At 62.7% G+C, this 14,471-nt stretch carries 17 protein-coding genes and 2 pseudogenes; 5 read left to right on the top strand and 14 right to left on the bottom strand.

What is annotated here, in order from left to right:
* Window positions 1-203 precede the first annotated feature (203 nt).
* From E3N94_RS10275 to E3N94_RS17210, 3 genes and pseudogenes are all read left to right on the top strand, one after another.
* Window positions 204-833 carry a Pr6Pr family membrane protein gene (locus tag E3N94_RS10275; protein WP_104102598.1) on the top strand — a complete coding sequence of 210 codons (630 nt, stop codon included), beginning with the start codon at window positions 204-206 and terminating at the stop codon, window positions 831-833.
* A 533-nt stretch (window positions 834-1,366) separates the two neighbouring features.
* Complete coding sequence (locus E3N94_RS10270; RefSeq protein WP_134419716.1) at window positions 1,367-1,639, top strand: hypothetical protein; 273 nt, start codon at window positions 1,367-1,369, stop codon at window positions 1,637-1,639.
* A gap of 143 nt (window positions 1,640-1,782) precedes the next feature.
* Window positions 1,783-1,895, top strand: a pseudogene (locus E3N94_RS17210) (recombinase family protein); the annotation flags it as partial.
* A 245-nt stretch (window positions 1,896-2,140) separates the two neighbouring features.
* Here the strand turns inward: E3N94_RS17210 and E3N94_RS10260 are convergent.
* Both E3N94_RS10260 and E3N94_RS10255 read right to left on the bottom strand, forming a co-directional pair.
* On the bottom strand, window positions 2,141-2,386 hold the full coding sequence (locus E3N94_RS10260; RefSeq protein WP_134570187.1) for a hypothetical protein: 246 nt from the start codon (window positions 2,384-2,386) through the stop codon (window positions 2,141-2,143).
* Between the two features lie 118 nt (window positions 2,387-2,504).
* Window positions 2,505-2,678: a CsbD family protein gene (locus E3N94_RS10255; protein ID WP_134415597.1), complete on the bottom strand. Its 174-nt coding sequence runs from the start codon at window positions 2,676-2,678 to the stop codon at window positions 2,505-2,507.
* A 152-nt stretch (window positions 2,679-2,830) separates the two neighbouring features.
* Between E3N94_RS10255 and E3N94_RS16575 the strand changes: the two genes are divergently transcribed.
* A complete protein-coding gene (locus E3N94_RS16575; protein WP_158250303.1) occupies window positions 2,831-2,998 on the top strand; it encodes a hypothetical protein in 168 nt (55 codons plus the stop codon).
* A gap of 682 nt (window positions 2,999-3,680) precedes the next feature.
* On the opposite strand, the gene E3N94_RS10250 is transcribed toward E3N94_RS16575, so the two are convergent.
* The 4 genes from E3N94_RS10250 to E3N94_RS10235 form a co-directional block, all read right to left on the bottom strand.
* The gene (locus E3N94_RS10250; RefSeq protein WP_104102610.1) at window positions 3,681-4,028 is read right to left on the bottom strand and encodes a DUF3140 domain-containing protein; all 348 of its coding nucleotides are present in this window, start codon (window positions 4,026-4,028) and stop codon (window positions 3,681-3,683) included.
* A gap of 122 nt (window positions 4,029-4,150) precedes the next feature.
* Window positions 4,151-4,456: an integrase core domain-containing protein gene (locus E3N94_RS10245; RefSeq protein ID WP_134570186.1), complete on the bottom strand. Its 306-nt coding sequence runs from the start codon at window positions 4,454-4,456 to the stop codon at window positions 4,151-4,153.
* A gap of 15 nt (window positions 4,457-4,471) precedes the next feature.
* On the bottom strand, window positions 4,472-4,855 hold the full coding sequence (locus E3N94_RS10240) for an IS3 family transposase (RefSeq protein WP_134570185.1): 384 nt from the start codon (window positions 4,853-4,855) through the stop codon (window positions 4,472-4,474).
* Window positions 4,856-4,890: 35 nt separating this feature from the next.
* On the bottom strand, window positions 4,891-5,214 hold the full coding sequence (locus E3N94_RS10235) for a transposase (protein ID WP_134401821.1): 324 nt from the start codon (window positions 5,212-5,214) through the stop codon (window positions 4,891-4,893).
* Between the two features lie 13 nt (window positions 5,215-5,227).
* Between E3N94_RS10235 and E3N94_RS16570 the strand changes: the two genes are divergently transcribed.
* Window positions 5,228-5,380 carry a hypothetical protein gene (locus E3N94_RS16570; RefSeq protein WP_166790094.1) on the top strand — a complete coding sequence of 51 codons (153 nt, stop codon included), beginning with the start codon at window positions 5,228-5,230 and terminating at the stop codon, window positions 5,378-5,380.
* A 202-nt stretch (window positions 5,381-5,582) separates the two neighbouring features.
* On the opposite strand, the pseudogene E3N94_RS10230 reads toward E3N94_RS16570, so the two are convergent.
* The 8 genes and pseudogenes from E3N94_RS10230 to E3N94_RS10195 form a co-directional block, all read right to left on the bottom strand.
* Window positions 5,583-5,876, bottom strand: a pseudogene (locus tag E3N94_RS10230) (transaldolase family protein); the annotation flags it as partial.
* A 179-nt stretch (window positions 5,877-6,055) separates the two neighbouring features.
* The gene (locus E3N94_RS10225; RefSeq protein ID WP_233191502.1) at window positions 6,056-6,991 is read right to left on the bottom strand and encodes an aldose 1-epimerase family protein; all 936 of its coding nucleotides are present in this window, start codon (window positions 6,989-6,991) and stop codon (window positions 6,056-6,058) included.
* 10 nt (window positions 6,992-7,001) lie between these two features.
* Window positions 7,002-8,519 carry an alpha-N-arabinofuranosidase gene (locus E3N94_RS10220; RefSeq protein WP_134570184.1) on the bottom strand — a complete coding sequence of 506 codons (1,518 nt, stop codon included), beginning with the start codon at window positions 8,517-8,519 and terminating at the stop codon, window positions 7,002-7,004.
* Between the two features lie 73 nt (window positions 8,520-8,592).
* On the bottom strand, window positions 8,593-9,531 hold the full coding sequence (locus E3N94_RS10215) for a carbohydrate ABC transporter permease (protein ID WP_134419722.1): 939 nt from the start codon (window positions 9,529-9,531) through the stop codon (window positions 8,593-8,595).
* On the bottom strand, window positions 9,531-10,484 hold the full coding sequence (locus tag E3N94_RS10210; protein WP_233191503.1) for a sugar ABC transporter permease: 954 nt from the start codon (window positions 10,482-10,484) through the stop codon (window positions 9,531-9,533). Before E3N94_RS10210 ends, E3N94_RS10215 begins: the two co-directional genes overlap by 1 nt.
* Before the next feature lie 96 nt (window positions 10,485-10,580).
* The gene (locus E3N94_RS10205; protein ID WP_104102630.1) at window positions 10,581-11,930 is read right to left on the bottom strand and encodes an extracellular solute-binding protein; all 1,350 of its coding nucleotides are present in this window, start codon (window positions 11,928-11,930) and stop codon (window positions 10,581-10,583) included.
* Window positions 11,931-12,160: 230 nt separating this feature from the next.
* Window positions 12,161-13,180, bottom strand: coding sequence for a LacI family DNA-binding transcriptional regulator (locus E3N94_RS10200; RefSeq protein WP_134415594.1), 1,020 nt, complete (start codon window positions 13,178-13,180; stop codon window positions 12,161-12,163).
* 85 nt (window positions 13,181-13,265) lie between these two features.
* Window positions 13,266-14,291, bottom strand: a complete 1,026-nt coding sequence (locus E3N94_RS10195) for a substrate-binding domain-containing protein (protein WP_233191504.1) — start codon at window positions 14,289-14,291, stop codon at window positions 13,266-13,268.
* Window positions 14,292-14,471: the final 180 nt, after the last annotated feature.

Below are 14,471 nucleotides of genomic sequence, written 5' to 3'. Positions count from 1 at the left end.
ACCGCGGTCGTGGCTCGTGCGCCAGCGACCGAAAGGCCTGGGAGCTAATGGCCCCATCGATCCTTCGCGCATGCACCCCGGGCCGTGAAATCAAATTCAGGGGCATCAGTTCCCCAGCACTGGCATCTGCCGTGTAAGTCGCAGCCCTTAGGATTCTTGACACAGAGGTGCACAGCACCCGCACCACCGATCAGAGACGAAATATGAAACTCCTTGCTCCTTCACTTCGCCTGACCATCGTGCTCCTCGGCATAGCGGCGATCGTGTCGACATTCTTCGACACAGCCACCCACGCCACGATCAACCCCTTCAACTTTTTTGGGTTTTTCACGATGCAGAGCAACATCATTGTGGTCATTGTGCTGGCAGTCTCCGCCTTCGTTTCCTTCTCCGGGAGACACCAATCCCTACGTTTGGTATTAGCGCGCGGGTGTGCCACAACCTACATAGTTATCACCGGATTCGTTTACAACTTGCTGCTCGCCGGGCTCGAAGGAGGCGTCTCTCTGGCCTGGGCCAACACCGTGCTGCACGTCGTCCTGCCCCTCTACGCAGCCCTCGATTGGCTGATCTTCAACGACCGCAGCCCACTCCGATGGAACGAACTATGGATTGCCCTCATCTACCCCATCGTGTGGATCATGGTCGTGCTCCTCCGCGGGGCAACCGACGGATGGGTGCCTTACCCCTTCTTGAACCCGGCACAGGGATACGGCATCGTCGCGCTCTATGCCCTTGCTATCGCTGTTGCCACCGTCATTTTCGCCGCCGTCATCTGGACCGTAAGTCGGTTGAACCCCCTTCGCAGCCCCGCGCTGGCAGAGATACGGTAGCCGAACCCCTTACGGTGTTCGGAACCGAGGCGTCCGGTGGCATGACCAATAGCCGTGCATCGTAGGCTCCCCAACCGCTGATTTCGCCGAGGAGGAGGACCACTTCCTCTTGGGTGAGGCTGGGTGAGGCCACTGATCGGCCAGTCGTCGTCGGCCGAGAGGAGTTGGCCAATATGGCCTGCGACTTCTGCGGTAGTCAGCAGAAATGTGGAAAGTCCGTGTTCGCTTCCACCGGCGTTGTAAATTCCGGTGAGGCGTCGGTGTCCGGCACTGATATCTTCTCGAATCACGACTCAACCGTTCAGGAGACAGCCCCAGACCGGCAGCGAGTGCTAGTGTCGCGATGACCTCAACCTGTATCGCACGTAGATCACTTGGTCATAATCAAGTTTCACCACATGTCACGAGCCTCGGCATTTCAGCAGTGGAGATCCTATGTGCAGAACAATGTCAACGGACGCGAGCTATCGAAGCGGACCAGTGCAGTGACGCCGAAGTCTGAGGCATCTGATCAGCAGACGCTGATGCTCAGCATGGCTTCCGGTAATCAGGCCGCGTTCGGCCTGATCTACGACCACTTGAGCGTCACGACGTTTGCGATCTGCAACCACCATCTAAAGACCCCGGCCGCGGTCGACGAGGCCATGCTCGGCCTGTGGCTGTACGTCTGGCAAAATGCGACGAAGTTGTCGGGACTGGACGGGTCGCCTTGGTCCATCATTATTAGGACAGCGGAACACCACGCCGAGTTTCACGCTCAGACCGAGTGCCTGGCCCGAGAAACGGATACCACTCTGCTCGGATGAGTCCCGGTCCCCGGATGGCTCATCAGCACATCAGTGATGAGGACAACGTCGCATGTAAGTTCGATAATTTCGTCCCCGTCACTGCCATTGACCGAGTCGTAGGCGCCGGGTACACACCGGTCAGATCAGACGGACGTCACCCCGGAAAGATCGTATTCGGGATCTTCGCGGCCTGGCCGAATCGGAGCGACCACTCATTTCGGAGCACACCGTTACCGGGCTCGCAGTGGCGCGAGCGAGAGGCAGGTCCGGTGGGTACCATTTCAAGTTCAAGATGACGCCGGGCCAAGATTCTCCAGGCCATAGCTGCGACGGGGCAGAGAAACGAAGGTGGGCTCACCCGGGGAATACGGGCAGCGTCGAAGCGCACTTCGGAGTGTCGCTCAAGTCAAATACTGGCCGCGTCCTGAGTTAACGAGACATTTGCATCGCCGCCTGGTTTCGCTGGCTCCTATTGGCATCCAAAAAAATTTGCCGCCGCGTGCCGCTACTTAGTCACGGTCACTTGCTTGAGAAATCATTCGGGTGCAGTCCGGCAATACGACGTGCATGGTCCTGGAGAGCTGCCTCGCTCAGGGTGTAACCAGTATTTGCGAATCGTTCACGCAACGCGTCGAGAACTTGGGGCTTGCTGTGGCCAGCGAGGTCTGCCTCCTCCTGTGCGAGAATCCCCGCGACCTTGTAGTCATCCGATTGAGAGTGCTGGGCCTCAATCGGTTCATTCTGGGTGCTGCCATTGCCATTCATGCTGATCCTCTAATCTCCGAGTTTTGTCGGTAGCGGCGAACGATAAGCGTGACGGCGCGCCGCGCGATCCTCCGAGGAGTCTCTCGGTCCTGGCGCTGCCGTTCGGACGCGATGATGATCAACCTCGAAAGGCGTCTTTGATGTCTTCGCCGGCCTGCTTCAGGTCGGCTTTTGTTTGATCGGCCCTGCCTTCGGCTTGGAGTTTGTCGTTGTCCGTGGCATCACCCGCCGCTTCTTTAGCCATACCGATGACTTTTTCTCCGTCATTCTTGAATTTGTCAGTGCCGCTCAAGTTTTCATTCCTTTCGTTTCCGCAATGATCATATGCATCAACTCGTATGTACACACCTGCGGGGAGTGCACCCGGGGGGCTAGCATGCGAAGCGCATTTTCAGGAAAGCCATCTAGACCGCCAACGCCTGCGTTACCAAGGGCGGAACACGAATGGATACCGCCGATGTGTTGTGGATCGTCGCCGTGATCGTTGTTGTTTTGATGGTCGTCAGCTTGGTTTTCTACGTCGTGCGCCGTTGTGATCAGGAGCTCCGCAAGCGTGACAAGTTGGATCTGCGCCGCGCAAATGCGATAGAAGGCAGACGTGGTCGAACTTGAAGCCCGTGAACACGCAGCACCTGCACCCCGCGCCCGCGCCCGGACAGCCCTCGGCGTGAACGCGGCTCTGAGGTCTATCGGGCGTGGGGGCCGCTGACTCCTAGCCTCAATCCACCGGTGTGCCCCTGAGCGAGTCCTGATTTCGGTTTGGCGGGCTTGGGGAGATTCAAGTGCGGGTGAGGTCTGGGTCTCGCGGCCCGGGGTGATACCTGGCACTCCAGTTGATGCCGATGCTGGCTGGTTGGTTGGTTGGTCCGATTAGGCGGGTTGTCGTGGGCGAAAGTTCTGGTCGAACAGGGCCGTCCAGGGTTTCTCACAGTGCCAGTGCTCGGGCAGGTGCAGCGTAGTGCGCCGCGGGGAGGAGGAGATCCAGGCGGGGACGCTGACCAGCTTCCGGGGGATCGGTGCGGTGGTCGCTCGTGCGAGACCCTTTTCAGCGATCGTTGCGTCGGCGGGGCAGTCCCAAACGCCACGACGCACAGGACGAACCACGCTGCGTCGGCGCTGAACACGCCTATATACAGGTGCGCCAAAACGCTGCTTGTGAGATTTGTCGGAACCCCGTTTTCATGTTCCACCGAGCCGGATTCACCGAAATCGTCGCACCTCCCGAACCTGCCCCATGATGAAACAGGCGCTCCTGCAGCGGCGCGCTTGGTGAACTCCGCACCTTTCTATTACGTCATACCTTCTTCAGTGGATCATTTCCCCAGTTCATCAGCGAGTATCGCCATCGTGAGTGCTCGATATCAGAATCCGGTCCCTGTGCCCTGTGCCGCTTCACGTAGCTGACCACCTTATGCATGTGTTCGACATCGGACGCAGTCAGATCGGCTTTCTTCGTTCCAAGAATTGTCACGATCCTGCGACCGGACTTGTGCCCGATGGACTCTCCGCTGCCATCGATTTTTTGTCCGACCTCCTTGGATTCGTCCGTGTCGAGCCACGATTTGATCTCACTGGCGGTCATCGTGACCGCGTCTTTCCAGTCATCCCAGATCTCATCGACATCGTTCTGCTTATCTGCCATAAATCCATCATTGCGGTGATGATGCGCGGCAACAAGGGTCGTTCAGGCTTTGCGTGTGATCTCAACTTTCACGAAGTAGGGTCGAGCCACACATGGCCTTGACCCCGGAGAGTGGACACGGGTTAAGCGGCGAGTTGAATCTCTGCGGCCTGTGACGAGTATTGCATTTCGAAGTCCACTGGCGTGACGTGCCCGATCGAGGAGTGCCGGCGGCGGCGGTTGTAGCGGTCCTCGATCCAGTCCGCGTCGCCGCGGATCGCGCGGGCTCGGGTGGGCCAAACCCGGCGGTAGTAGAACTCGGTTTTCAGGGTCGCGAAGAAGCTCTCGGCCATGGCGTTGCCGCAGCAGATCCCGGTGTATCCCATCGACCGGGTGATGCCGTTCTTGGCCGCGAAGAGAGTGATCTGTTCCGACGCCCTGGGTGCCACGGTCCGAGTGGACGATCACCGTCGCCGGGCGGTCCCCGCGCAGAACCATGGCCATCGTGAGGCATCCTGGATGAGGTCGGTGCGCATGTGGTCCGCGATGGCCCACCCGATGACGCGGCGGCTGTGAGCGTCGATGATGGTGGTCGTCTTCCACTTCTTCGGACAGATGCCCGCCAATCCCAGGCGGCGCATGGTCGCGGCGACGGTTTTGCGGGAGATGATCTCCCCGTCAGCACGTAGATCGGCCAGGATCCCGGGGGCGCCGTAGACCTCGTCGGAATCGCCGTGGAAGAAGGAGACTTTCTGCTCGATGTGCACCCGGCGAATCGACGCCGGCGATGGCGGCCGGCCGATCCAGGCGTAGTAGCCCGAGCGGGATACCTCGAGGAGGCGGACCATGCGGATGATGGTGAAGTTGGTCTTCTGCGCCAGCGTCAGTTCGAACGCAAGACGCTCGTATCCGATGCTTCCTGGGCGAAGAAGATGGACGCTTTTTTCAAGAACGCCCTGTCCATCTTCAGGTCCGCGTTTTCCTTGCGTAGCCGCAGCAACTCGGCTCGTTCAAACCCCGTCACCTCGGTCTGCCCAGTCTCGTTCCGAGCCTTGAACGCGCTCACCCAGCGGCCCAGAGTGGCCTCGTTGACTCCGAGCTCGCGGGCGACAGTTGCGACAGCCCTGCCGGTGGTTAAAACCAGCTTCACGGCCTCGTCTTTGTACTCAGGGGTGAAGTCCCGACGTGATCTTGCCAAAGTGAACATTCTCTCTTGTGAGGTGTCCACTCGACGGGGTCAGGGCCAGAGCGACTTCCTCGACCATGAAGATGCGCTCTCCCTGGTCAACGCGATGCTGCTGCCAGCCCTGAGCGCCGAAATCGAGGACGGGGCCTGGGACCCATCACAACAACAGTGGGTCCGCCGGAGCTGACCGGTGCGAAACCCGCGACCAAGCCACGAACTTACCGTCACTAGGCGCGGCGGAATGATCAACGGGCGACACGCGGGTGCCGTTATGGCTCGGAGTCCCCCCACTCCAACGATTAGCCCCGGTACTCATGCTCGTCTGTCCTTGGCGATACATGCCGGGGCTTTTTCGTTCGTACTCCCCGGCTCGCGTATTTGCAGCTCGCGAGGTCGGGTTCGGCCTCTATGGATACCCGGCCGTCGACCCCATGCGTCGAATCATAAATGGTGGGGAAGACGTCGCAGGCGTTGGCAACGGCTTCCGTGCTGAGCTCGAAGACGGTGTCCTCGACGCTGGTGCCAGTTGCTGCCTTCTGCGAGATAGCCGCGTCATATTCCGTACCCGATGTGATGGCGGCGTGGAAGATGCTGGGGTTGGTGGTGACACCGGTAACGGTTTTCTGCTCAATCAGCTTCCGGAGGCTGCCAGTCCGGAGGCGGCCGCGGGAGAGATCGTCCAGTCAGATGGAAACGCCGGCATAGCACAGTCGCTGTGAGGGGGTAGTTGTCATGTCATAACTCCTTGGAATCGGGGATTGTCGTCAAGATTGTGCTCCGGACGTGAAACCGGTTAAGACGGCGCGCAGTGCCGCAGCAGTGTTCAGCGTCGGTCCTTGGGTATCCTCCCTGCCAACCGCCGCTACGCCAGGGCGGCGATGACCCAGCTCGCCCGGTGGGACGCGCCCGGCGACAGCCAGATGAGGTCGGTCCCGGAATTGAAGGCGTCCGGCGCGCAGGTCATCGGCTCGACGGCCAGGCCGAGCCGGTTCATCCCCGGCGTCGGCAAGTCCGCGGTGTGGATCTGTAGCCAGGGGCAGTCCGTTCCCCAACTCATGGCCACGCCGCTGCCGTCGGTATCGCGCAGCTCGACGGTGGCAACGCCGTCGGAGTCGCGCACGAGCCCGGTGAAGGCGTGGTCGATCTGCACAGAGCCGATCGGGCACGGCTGGCGGAAGTCGAACGGGCCGTCGACGACGTCGGCGAGGCCGTCGGGCAACAACCGGTCGGGTGTGACCCGCAAGTATCGCTCGGCTGGCAGGCTGAGCTGCCAGGTGTGCAGCGGCGAGTCGCCTGCGCGCAGGTAGGGGTGCGGGCAGACCCCGTATGGAGCCGTGCCGGTGCCGGCGTTCGTGGCCTCGATTGACGTCGTGAGCCCAACCGGTGAGAGCCAGTAGCGGGCTAGGAGGTCGAGCTGGAACGGGTAGCCGTCGCCGACGGGTAGCCGGAGGCCCAGCACCACCTCGCTGTCACTGTGGTGCACTAGTCGCCAGGCACGGTCGTAGACGAGCCCGTGCAGGGCGCACTCGCGCGAGGGCTCGTTGATCGGCAGCTGTTGGGTCACCCCGTCGAGGTGGTACCGCCCGTCGGCGATCCGGTTGGGCCAGGGCGCGGCGAGCACCCCGCGGAAGTTCACCATCGGCTGATCCTCCGCAAAGCTGACGATCAGGTCCCGTGAGTCATACTGCAGCACTCGCAGGGTGGCTCCGGTCCCCGTCACGACGGCACGGTAGCCGTGGCCGGTGATTTCGTACTGGGCCCCTGAAGGCGCCGCAGCCATCACACCCTCTTCGCTCATGACGACTCGGTCACTCCGCCCGCAGTTCGAGAGCCGTCCAGGAGACCGGCGGAAGAGTGAGCGTGACCACTCCGTTCGCGCACAGCGCCGACGCGTTGGTGGCCAGGCCGACGCGGTCGCGGGCCTCGAGCGTGTTCGCGGCGTAGACATCCGCGTCGCTTAGGGTCTGCACCTCGACGATGCCCACGGGCCCGAGCGCGGCGACATCGATCGTGATCGTCGCGTCCTCCATCTGCGAACGGTTCACCAGGAACACGGATGTCCCCCCGGTCGCCGCGTCGTGGGTCGCGACCGCGTCGACGAGCGGCACGGTGCCGTATACCTCGGTGTCGTAGTGCTCTGTCTCGAGCTTGACCTCGAGGGCGACCCCTGTGGCGAGCCGCGAGGTGACCGCGAACGGGAAGAAGGTCGTCTGCCGCCAGGCCGGCCCGTTCGGCTCGGTCATGATCGGAGCGATCACGTTGACGAGCTGCGCGAGCGACGCGCTCGTCACGCGGTCGGCATGCTTGAGCAGTGAGATCAGCAGGCTGCCGAACACCACGGCATCCGCCACCGTATAGGAGTCCTCTAGCAGGCGCGGCGCGACCGGCCAATTGTCGATTCCGGTGATCTTGTCGACGCCCTCGAACCGGTCGATATACCAGACGTTCCACTCGTCGAAGGAGATGTTGATGGTCTTGTCGCTCCCCCGAACGGCCTTCACGTGGTCGGCGGTCGCGACGACCGATTCGATGAAACGGTCCATGTTGACGCCGGAGGCCAGGAAGGAGTCGAGGTCGCCGTTCTTCTCCTCGTAGTAGGCGTGGCAAGAGATGTAATCGACGTCGTCATAGGTGTGGCCGAGCACAACGCGTTCCCACTCGCCGAAGGTCGGCATCTGCGCGCTTGAGGAGCCGCAGACCACCAGTTCGACCGATGGGTCGAGCTGGCGCATCCCCTTCGCGGCGCGGGAGGCGATCTTGCCGTAGTCGTCGGCCGAGCGGTGGCCGAGCTGCCACGGGCCGTCCATCTCGTTACCGAGGCACCACATCTTCACGCCGAAAGCATCCCGCTTCCCGTTGGCGATCCGACGTTCGGCGAGGTCCGTGCCGTTGCCGAGGTTGGCGTATTCGAGCAGGTCAAGCGCTTCCGCCACACCCCGGGTACCGAGGTTGACGGCGAGCATGAGCTCGCTGCCGACCTTCTCCAGCCACGACGAGAACTCATGCAGGCCGATCTGGTTGGTCTCGGTGGAATGCCAGGCCAGGTCGAGCCGGGTCGGCCGCGCAGCCCGCGGGCCCACGCTGTCCTCCCAGCGGAAGCCGGAAACGAAGTTGCCGCCCGGGTAGCGGATCGCCGACACGCCGAGTTCCTTGACGAGGTCGATCACGTCTTCGCGGAATCCTTCCGCGTCGGCCGAGGCGTGCCCGGGTTCATAGATGCCGTCGTAGACGCACCGGCCGAGGTGTTCGACGAACGATCCGAACAGGCGGCGGTTGATGGCTCCGACCGTGAAGTGCGGGTCGAGGGTGAGGCTGGCGGTAGACATGGTGTTTCTTTCTTCGTGCTGGTCAAGACGTGGGAGAGTGCGAATGACGGATGTCCGGGGCCCGGGCCGCCGCCTACTTGAGTGCGCCGAGCGAGAGGCCACCCTGCCAGTACTTCTGTAGGGAGAGGAACGCGATGATGAGCGGGAGCACCGAGACGAAGGCCCCCGTGACGATCAGGTTCCAGACCTGTTCGCCGCCGGCTCCGGCGTTGGACAGCGCCTGCCAGTTGTTGAGTCCGACAGTCACAGGCAACAGGTTTGGGTCGCTGAGCACGGCCAGCGGCAGGAAGAAGTTATTCCAGGTACCGACCACCGAGAGCAGCAGTACCGTGACGATGGCGGGCCGCAGCAGCGGCAGCGCCACCTGGAAGAAGGTGCGCAGTTCGCCGGCTCCGTCAACGCGGGCGGCGTCGAGCAGTTCATCCGGAATGGCATCCTGCGTGTAAACCCTCATCAGGTAGACGCCGAAAGGACTCAGCAGCGAGGGCAGGATGACGGCCCAGATCGTGTTGACCAGGCCGAAGTTGCTCAGCAGCACGAAGGTCGGGATCACAAGCGCCGTCATGGGCACCATCACGGCGCCCAGCAGCAGCGAGAAGAAGGCGTTGCGCCCGCGGAACCGGTACTTCGCGAAGCCGTAGCCGGCGAGCACCGCGAGGATGGTGGCGCCGATTCCGCCGGTGAACGCGTAGAAGAATGAGTTGCCCAACCAGCGCCAGTAGATGCCGCCCTGGTGTTCGAACAGCCCCGCGATGTTGTTCCACAGGTTGAAGTTCTGATCGAACCAGAGCGGCCCACCAGTACCACTGAAGAGCCCAGCGGTGTCCTTGGTCGCGGCCACGGCGAGCCACCACAACGGGGTGATGAAGTAGATCACGAGGATGAGCAACAGGACGTGCGACCCAATCCGTCTGCCACCGTCGCGCGTGGTGTTACGGCGGCGTACGAGGGAGCCTGAGTCGACCTGGCTGGGCTGCACGGCGGCATCCCTCCGGGGCGTGAGAATCGCCATTATTTGAGTCCGCTCTGCTTGCGGGTGAGGAAGAGGAAGAGATAGGAACCGATGAAGACCACGATGCCGAGCGCGAACGAGATCGCCGCGGCGTAGTTGAACTGGCTGTAGGAGAAGGCAAGCGAGTACGCGTACATGTTCGGTGTGTAGGAGACAGGAATGGCACCCTGGGCGACGGCGCGCAGCACCTGCGGTTCGGTGAAGAACTGGAGGGTGCCGATCAGGGAGAAGATCAGCACCATCACCATCGAGGAGGAGATCATCGGCACCTTGACTCGGAGGGCGATCTGCCGGCCATTCGCGCCGTCCAGCCGGGCGGCTTCGTAGATCGCCGGGTCGATACCGCGGAGGGCTGCGTAGATGATGATCATGTAGTAGCCGGCCCACTGCCAGGTGACGATGTTGACGAGGCTCGCGAAGATGCTGCCCTGGGACAGGAAGTCGGGCGCGGCGAGGCCGACGAGGCCGAAGATATCGGTGGCCGGTCCGAAACGGGGGCTGTAGAGGAAGCCCCACATCAACGCCCCGATCACGACGGGGATGGCGTAGGGCACGAAGATCATCAGTCGGGAAAACTTCGACAGGGCGGTGGAGAGGTTGTCGAGCACGAGCGCAGCCACGAGGGCGACGATCATCTGGGCGGGGATCATAATCAGCGCGAACTGGCCGACCCGTCCGAGTCCGCCGAGGAAGATCGGGTCGGTGAAGGCTTTCACGTAGTTCGCGAACCAGGTGAAGGTCGTGCCGGTGGCAAGGGTGCTCGTGTGCAGGCTCATCCAGAACGCGTAAGCGAGCGGTGCCACCAGGAAGGTGAGGAAGACGATACCGAACGGGGCTACGAACAGCCAGCCCCAGCGTTGGCGCTTGCGGTCCATCAGATCGATGCTGTTTCTTCGCGGCTTCCGAACCGGCAGCGGCGGGGCCGCCTTGGTGGCCGCAGGCGTGAGTGCCATGAATTCATCCTTTTTCCAAGCGAAGCCCAGATGGGCTGAGGGATGCTGTCGGCCAGCCAGTGCGACCGGCCGACAGCGGGTGCGGTGTGAGCCGCCTTACTTGGCGACCGTGAACCCCTGCTCGGCGGCGTACTTCACGAGGGTGGCCTGCAGGTCGTCGAGCGCCTGCGAACCGTCCTGTTCGCCCTGCACCATGGAGTAAAGCTCCTCGGTGAGCTGGTCGTAGGCGTAATTCTGGAACGGGCTGAACGTCGCGCCGCCGTAGCCGGCAGCCGCAGTCAGGAAGACCTCCTTGTTGATCTGCTGTCCACCGAAGAACGGGTACTCAAGGTTGACGAAGTATTCGGAGTCGAGCATCGGCGTGTAGGAGGGGAACAGTGCGCCCTTTTCGACGCCGATCTTCCACGCCTCGTCTGTGCCGAAGATCTCGATGGCTACCTGGGCGGCGAGCTCCTTGTCCGTGGCCTGGCTGGTCACGGCGAAGGTCGAACCACCCCAGTTGACCTGCACAGGGTTGGCCGTGTCCCACTGCGGCAGCGGGGCGACGCGCCAGACGGCCCCCGTGTCGGCGTCGGAGAGCCCCTGCAGATAGCCGGGTCCCCACGCCGCGGCGAGGTAGACGGCGTAGGTGCCGTCGACCAGGCTGGTGTTGTAGTCGGCGGTGAAGGCGTCGTCGGTTGTGACAAGACCCTTCTGTACGAGGTCGTTCCAGTAGTTCAGCACGTCCTTCGATCCCTGGTCGTCAACGGCGATGCCAATGTCGATCGGGCTAGTCGAGTCGTAGGTGAACGGCACAGATCCGGCCTGGGCGAAGAGAGCCTGGTTGAAGGCCCGGCCGTTGGTGGGGAAGTTGACGAGCACGCCATCTGAGCCGGCGGTCTTGAGGGCCTGCGCCGCGGTCGCGAACTCGGCCCAGGTGGTGGGAACGGGAATACCGTACTGGTCGAAAAGATCCTGTCGGTAGAGCATTCCCATCGGGCCGCCGTCGACCGGGATGGCATAGACGGCGTCGCCGCTCGACGCGTCCTTCCAGGAGCCCTCGGTGTACTTGTCCTTCACGTCGTTGGCGCCGTATTCCGTGAGGTCGACGAGGGCATCGCGGATGGTAAAACTCGAGAGCACCTCGGACTCAAGCATGATGACGTCCGGGGCGCCGGACTTCGACTCGATCGAGGTGGAGAACTTGGTGTATTCATCGTTGCCCTGGCCGGCGTTCGTCCAGCAGACCTGCACGTCGTCGTGGCTGGTGTTGAACACGTCTACGACCTCTTCGAACGCGGGGTACCAGGCCCAGACCGTGACCTGGGGTGCTTCCTTATTCACGATCTTGTTCGTGCAGGAGGCTTCCGGCTTCGACTTCGATGCGGCGCCATCGGCGGAGCATCCGGTGAGTGCGGCGGCGGCGACGGCGATGACGCCGATCGCGGCCATGAACTTGACCTTCATGTTTTTTGGTTTCCTCTCACGGTGGTGGAACACCGTTGTTCGTACTGTGATCAGCGCGCGAGGCGGCTGAGTGGTGCAGGAGTTGGTGCGGTCAATCCGAGACACCAGCGGGGGGCGCGGGCCGTTGCTGGCAAATTTACAACGTTGTAGGTAAACGTTGTAAATTTATCATTGCGAGTCCAGAGGCTTGCTGTCAAGCGAATTGCCGAGATTTCTCCGAGTACAGGCGGTCAAGCGGTGAGGGACACCGTGGACTCACGTTCAACCACGCGGAAATCGGCCAGCACCTCCCGGGGCGGGGCGGCCGGGTTCGTCTCCGCGATGCGTTCGAGCAGGATTCGCACGGCGGTCTCGGCAATCTCCTCCCGGCCGGGATCGACGGTGGAGAGGGTCGGCAGGCTGTACTGGGCCTCGTCGAGGTCGTCGAAGCCAATCGTCGAGACATCCTCCGGGATGCGCAGACCTGCCTCCTGCATCACCCGCATGGCGCCGAGGGTCAGGGTGTCGTTGAGCCCGAAGACGGCATCGAATCGCACCCCCGACGCGAGGAGGTCGCGCATCGCGGACGCGCCGTTCGATCGGTGCCACAGCGTCGTATTTCCGACCAGGGCAGGGTCGAACGGGATGCCGGCAGCCTCAAGTGCCTCGCGGTAGCCCCGAAGACGCAGACCGGCCGATCCGATGATTTCCCCCTCGTGCGCGCCAATAATGGCGATGCGCCGGCGCCCCTGACTGATCAGGTGTTCGGTCGCGGCCCTCGCGGCGTCCACGTTGCGCATCGTGACGTGATCCGTCGGGCCACCGAAGATGCGCTCACCCAGCAGCACGAGCGGATAGCCCACCCGCAGGTACTCGGAGTCGTCGCTGTCCATGCCGAGGGCGCTGAAGAGCAGGCCGTCGGTCATCTGTCGGCGCGGGCTGGAGAGCAGCTCGATCTCCCGTCGGCGGTCGCCACCGGTCTGTTCGATCAGCACGGTCATGTGGTGGCGCTCGGCGGAGCGGATCACGGCGTCCGCGAGTTCCGCGAAGTAGCTGAGCGACAGCTCCGGCACGGCGAGCCCGATCACACCCGTGCGCCCGGAGCGCAAACTGCGGGCCGACAGGTTGGGCTGATAGTCGAGTTCCGCAATCGCCTCAACGACGCGCTGCTTGGTCGACGGCCGGATGTGTGGGTAGTCGTTGATGACATTGGAGACCGTCTTGATAGAGACCCCGGCGATCCTCGCAACGTCGTGCAGCGTTGCCGCCATGAGGACTCCTTAAATGTGCGATTGACGAATGCGTCGACATCCGATCACATTTTACAACGTTGCATCTACCGCCCGCACGGTCAGGTCAGGGGTGCGGGGTCGCAGTACTCCCCCGAACCATCAGCTCGGGTTGAATGACGGGGATCAGCTCCGCGGGCTCGCCGCCCATCAGGCGAAGCACCCGCTCAACCGCCAGCCGGCCGACCTCGTTGAAGTCGAGGCGGACGGTCGTGAGGCTCGGCTGGAAGTAGCGGGCCTCGCTCATGTCGTCGAAGCCGACGACGCTCACATCGCCGGGTACCTGGACGCCCCGCTCGTAAAGCGCTTTGATCACGCCGAGGGCCATCGAGTCGTTGGCCACCAGAACCGCGGTGATAGAGGAATCATCGGCGATCTCCAAGCCTGCCCGGTAGCCGGAATCGGCCGTCCAGTCGTCGGTACGAAACTCGGGATTGACCGTGCGGTGGTGCGCAGCGAGTTCGGACAGCCACCCAGCACGCCGCGCCTCCGAGGCCATCCAGCCGGGTGGGCCTCCCACGTGCCAAACGGTTTCGTGACCCAGCCCGATCAGGTGCCGGGTTGCCAGTCGCGCGCCGAGCACATCGTCCATCGACACGGCCGTCGAGCTTGCCGGTGAGCCCTGTTCGAACCGCACGATCGCAACGTCGGGGTCCAGTGCCCGCAGCACCTCGACGGCTGCCGTCATGGGGGCGAGCACGATGATCCCATCCACCGCGTCCGCGACGAGCGTGTCCAGCGCGGCACGAATGTCGGCCGAATCGACCTGGGGAATGCTCACCAGGCTCGTGGCGTAGCCGTTGCGCCGCGCCTCCTCGGCAATCCCGAAGAGGACCAGGGCTGAACCGTGCACCGGGAGGGAGTAGGAGACCACGCCCAGGTTCATGGACCGGTTCGTGGCGAGGGCGCGTGCGGCGGAATTGCGGTTGTAGCGCAACTGCGTGATGGCCCGTTCGACCCGTTCGCGCACGTCCGGACTGACATTGTTGTGTTCATTGACGACGCGAGACACAGTCTGTTGCGACACTCCGGCGAGTTTCGCCACGTCGATCATGCGCACGCTGCGGCCGCCCGGTCGAGGTTCCCTGCCCATGCGCACCCCCTCCCGAAAAGAAAATCCCCGATTCAGACATGTTAGCGCACCATGCCTGGTGTCATAAAGGCCTGAAGGGAGCGGATATCAGCCCCGTCAATGGCAGACTTGTCAACCTGACAGGGCGCCCATCATCGATTGACAGCACTTGATAGTGCGCTAACATTCACTAACGCCAAC

It is taken from the genome of Cryobacterium sp. Sr3, from assembly GCF_004402835.1.
Classification (GTDB): domain Bacteria; phylum Actinomycetota; class Actinomycetes; order Actinomycetales; family Microbacteriaceae; genus Cryobacterium; species Cryobacterium sandaracinum.
This window is presented reverse-complemented; position numbering and strand designations above follow the sequence as displayed.

Excerpts from the sequence above, each read along its gene's own strand:
- E3N94_RS10275 (WP_104102598.1), top strand. The coding sequence starts at position 204 with ATGAAACTCCTTGCTCCTTCACTTCGCCTGACCATCGTGCTCCTCGGC.
- E3N94_RS10270 (WP_134419716.1), top strand. The coding sequence starts at position 1,367 with ATGGCTTCCGGTAATCAGGCCGCGTTCGGCCTGATCTACGACCACTTG.
- E3N94_RS10260 (WP_134570187.1), bottom strand. The coding sequence starts at position 2,386 with ATGAATGGCAATGGCAGCACCCAGAATGAACCGATTGAGGCCCAGCAC.
- E3N94_RS16575 (WP_158250303.1), top strand. The coding sequence starts at position 2,831 with ATGGATACCGCCGATGTGTTGTGGATCGTCGCCGTGATCGTTGTTGTT.
- E3N94_RS10250 (WP_104102610.1), bottom strand. The coding sequence starts at position 4,028 with ATGGCAGATAAGCAGAACGATGTCGATGAGATCTGGGATGACTGGAAA.
- E3N94_RS10240 (WP_134570185.1), bottom strand. The coding sequence starts at position 4,855 with ATGGTCCGCCTCCTCGAGGTATCCCGCTCGGGCTACTACGCCTGGATC.
- E3N94_RS10235 (WP_134401821.1), bottom strand. The coding sequence starts at position 5,214 with ATGTTCACTTTGGCAAGATCACGTCGGGACTTCACCCCTGAGTACAAA.
- E3N94_RS10225 (WP_233191502.1), bottom strand. The coding sequence starts at position 6,991 with ATGAGCGAAGAGGGTGTGATGGCTGCGGCGCCTTCAGGGGCCCAGTAC.
- E3N94_RS10220 (WP_134570184.1), bottom strand. The coding sequence starts at position 8,519 with ATGTCTACCGCCAGCCTCACCCTCGACCCGCACTTCACGGTCGGAGCC.
- E3N94_RS10215 (WP_134419722.1), bottom strand. The coding sequence starts at position 9,531 with ATGGCGATTCTCACGCCCCGGAGGGATGCCGCCGTGCAGCCCAGCCAG.
- E3N94_RS10210 (WP_233191503.1), bottom strand. The coding sequence starts at position 10,484 with ATGGCACTCACGCCTGCGGCCACCAAGGCGGCCCCGCCGCTGCCGGTT.
- E3N94_RS10205 (WP_104102630.1), bottom strand. The coding sequence starts at position 11,930 with ATGAAGGTCAAGTTCATGGCCGCGATCGGCGTCATCGCCGTCGCCGCC.
- E3N94_RS10200 (WP_134415594.1), bottom strand. The coding sequence starts at position 13,180 with ATGGCGGCAACGCTGCACGACGTTGCGAGGATCGCCGGGGTCTCTATC.
- E3N94_RS10195 (WP_233191504.1), bottom strand. The coding sequence starts at position 14,291 with ATGGGCAGGGAACCTCGACCGGGCGGCCGCAGCGTGCGCATGATCGAC.